Source organism: Mesorhizobium sp. M4B.F.Ca.ET.089.01.1.1 (assembly GCF_004022605.1).
GTDB lineage: Bacteria > Pseudomonadota > Alphaproteobacteria > Rhizobiales > Rhizobiaceae > Mesorhizobium > Mesorhizobium abyssinicae.
This window is the reverse complement of sequence record NZ_RZOS01000625.1, coordinates 1-2,629: the sequence shown is the minus strand read 5'-3', so window position 1 is coordinate 2,629 and position 2,629 is coordinate 1. Positions and strand designations below refer to the sequence as shown.

General features: G+C 60.2%; 6 protein-coding genes. All 6 read right to left on the bottom strand.

The window, feature by feature from the left end:
* On the bottom strand, positions 1-361 hold a 361-nt coding region (locus EN780_RS31770; protein WP_133372806.1), incomplete at its 3' end, for a hypothetical protein.
* The gene (locus tag EN780_RS41430; RefSeq protein WP_281035392.1) at positions 358-492 is read right to left on the bottom strand and encodes a hypothetical protein; all 135 of its coding nucleotides are present in this window, start codon (positions 490-492) and stop codon (positions 358-360) included. The genes EN780_RS41430 and EN780_RS31770, both read right to left, overlap by 4 nt.
* Positions 492-1,145 (bottom strand): glycoside hydrolase family protein, encoded by a 654-nt coding sequence (locus EN780_RS31765; RefSeq protein ID WP_128276246.1) that lies wholly within the window; start codon positions 1,143-1,145, stop codon positions 492-494. The genes EN780_RS41430 and EN780_RS31765 overlap by 1 nt, the downstream gene beginning before the upstream one ends.
* On the bottom strand, positions 1,132-1,377 hold the full coding sequence (locus EN780_RS31760) for a hypothetical protein (protein WP_128276245.1): 246 nt from the start codon (positions 1,375-1,377) through the stop codon (positions 1,132-1,134). The genes EN780_RS31765 and EN780_RS31760 overlap by 14 nt, the downstream gene beginning before the upstream one ends.
* On the bottom strand, positions 1,374-1,595 hold the full coding sequence (locus tag EN780_RS31755) for a hypothetical protein (protein WP_128276244.1): 222 nt from the start codon (positions 1,593-1,595) through the stop codon (positions 1,374-1,376). Before EN780_RS31755 ends, EN780_RS31760 begins: the two co-directional genes overlap by 4 nt.
* 392 nt (positions 1,596-1,987) lie before the next feature.
* Positions 1,988-2,629, bottom strand: a 642-nt coding sequence (locus EN780_RS39075) for a hypothetical protein (protein ID WP_189556901.1), incomplete at its 5' end; no start/stop codon positions are given.

Sequence of the window (2,629 nt, the reverse complement as noted above, 5' to 3'; positions counted from 1 at the left end):
GGTCATCTTTTCTCTTTCGATTTTCGAGACGGGTTTGGGCGAAATGGGTTTCCAGAGCTTCGCGCGCCTGGCGCTCGGTCTCGGCGATCTGCTTGGCCTCGGCTTCCTTGGCCTCGCTCCACTGGCGGATGCGACGTTCCTCGGCGAGCTTGGCGTTCAGCGCCTCGATCTCGGCACCGGCCACGAGCTTCGTGACAGCCTGGTTGACGGCCGTGCGGATTGCGGAGTGCTTGTCGAAGTAGAACCAGCCGCCTGCGACCAGGAAGACCCACAGGGGGAGCGCGATGTTGAATGTGAGCACCGCCACCACTTTCGGCAGCAACCACTGACGCACCCAAAGGACGAACGCGGCGCCGGTCATTGGAAGCTACCCACGAGTGCCACGATGCCGGCGACGGCGAGCGCGCCGATGACGACGATTTCTGCCCGGTGCTCGTTCCAGAGATCGTCGACGGTGGCCAAGATGATGACGATGAGATCGTAGCCGGGCATCACTTGGGCTCCTTGAGATCGAGCCCCGAGACGCAAAGCTCGGCCTCCCCGATGCGCTGAGCGTCGCCCATCTCGCGACGCTTGACCAAGCCGGGCACCACTTCGCCACCGGCCTTGTTCCAGGCGGTCTGCGCTAGGCAGGCGGTATGGTATTCGTGCTTGGTGACGAACTGCGCGGTACGCGACTTCTTCTGCCCGGCCGCACCGAAGTTATAGGCACCCGAGAGCATGGCGGCCTGGACGGAGAGCGGCGCAATCGCGTAGTCCTTCACGCCGTCGACCAGAGGCAGGTAGAAGTCGTGGATGACGCGCTCGACGAGCATCGCTTTGCACTCGGCCGGCGTAAACGTCATGTCTTTGGTGACGGGCTTGCCGTTGATCCGCGTCTCGCCGTGGCAGATGTCGTATTGCTTGGAGAAGCGGTCCCAATGCGCCTTGAGGACCAGGCCTTCCCACGGGAGGATCAGCTTGTCGATCGCCAGTTCGACGGCGGGTGGCGTGAGGCCCTTGTCGATGGCCGCATGAATGGCGACCACGGCCGGATCGGGCCGGCTGGCGATGTAGGCGTTCCAGGTCGTGGTGGACACTGCAACGAGTGCAGCGGCGACAGCGCCCACGGCGCGCGGGCTCACCCTGATTTTACCGATCGGCATGGGAGGCTCCCGAGAGTTGCTTGGAGAGGACGAAGCGCGCGGGAATGGCCAAGGCCGTGAACAGGCCGGCGAGCGCGATGAAAAGGAGGGGCGGCATCTTCAGGTAGTCGCCGAGCATCGGCCAGACGACATCCGCGATGCACAGCAGCCAGCAGACCAGGCTGAGTATGTTCAGGTGCAAGCTGTGGGAATAGCGAGCCACCCTGCCGCTGTTGGGGACGAGCTTGATCATGGGCGGCCGTCCCTCAGATAGACCGTTTCGATCGGGTCTTGACGGGAATGCCACTTGGCCAGTTGCAGCGCGCAGTGGTTGGGCTCGATGAGCCGCGACATGATGCGACAGAACGCGCATTGGGCGCCGTACTGCTCGGCGATCCGGGCGCACAGGGTCTGGTCTCCACGTCCGCCGCAAAGCCGGTTCAAAAAACCCGAAACCTGATAAAAGTTCATGCGCCACCGCCTTGGATGGGGTTGAGCGCTATCTTTCGCACGTTTTAACGTGATTATCAAGTTAAACGTGATTTTGGAGTTGCGATTGCTTTCCGACAGCGCGAGCCCTACATTCGCCGAATGACCCTTGGCATCGCACTCGTCGCGGTTATGGCAACAGTATTCCTTGCGCTTCTATTGCGTAGGAGACCTACTGCCTATGTTCTCCAGCCGGGAGACGTTGATCTATTGTTGACATTACCCAGGCAAGTCTTACCCGACCGAAACGCCAATAAGGTATGGGAGGACTTCTGCGACGCCGGCCTGGTCGACATACACAGTGTTCAAGGAGACTTGAGCGAGTCTCACCTGTTTGTTTTAAGTGAGCGAGGCAGGTCGGCACTAGCTGACTATTAGACGCCAAACCTGCCGCGCGTGGCATTGAACAAACTAAGTAGTTCTGCTTGAGTGAGCGCCCGGCCCTCCCACATAGCGACACACGCAATCCTTGAAGTATTCGGAACCGGGACCGCGCCATTGCCTCGCGCACCGATCTGCATAGTAAACGCTGCGTTCGATGCCGATGGGGACGTGAAGGTCGAGGCGAAGGTCTCGAAGGTGCTGTTAATTCCGAGAATGTGACCGCCTGCTCCAACAGCCTCATCCACGCTGGAGGCGAGAAACGCCCACGAACCCGTGGGAATGCTTGTCGCGGAGATGTTCTGCATCGCATTGGTGCCGGAACCATTCGTCACTGATGTGAACAACTTTCCGCCCGAACTCATGCCCGTGGATGAGCCGATAGAGGACGCACTGTTGTTATTGGTGCCGAGAAAACCAGCGGAGCCGGCTGCCGCATACCAAACCCATGCCGCGAGCGTCCACTTGGCATTGTCCTTGTGCAGATTGTTCATCCACGTTTCATTGGCCGCATCGTAAGTCAAATAGTCGCCGCCATCGAAGCTCAGATACTCCGAGGCAGACATGTTCCCGGCCGTCCCATTAATAGTCGGATCGGTCGCATCCGCACCTGCGGTGGTGCCACGGAAGAAGTC

Bases quoted from the DNA above. Each gene is read 5' to 3' on its own strand.
- EN780_RS41430 (WP_281035392.1), bottom strand. From the start codon at position 492: ATGCCCGGCTACGATCTCATCGTCATCATCTTGGCCACCGTCGACGAT.
- EN780_RS31765 (WP_128276246.1), bottom strand. From the start codon at position 1,145: ATGCCGATCGGTAAAATCAGGGTGAGCCCGCGCGCCGTGGGCGCTGTC.
- EN780_RS31760 (WP_128276245.1), bottom strand. From the start codon at position 1,377: ATGATCAAGCTCGTCCCCAACAGCGGCAGGGTGGCTCGCTATTCCCAC.
- EN780_RS31755 (WP_128276244.1), bottom strand. From the start codon at position 1,595: ATGAACTTTTATCAGGTTTCGGGTTTTTTGAACCGGCTTTGCGGCGGA.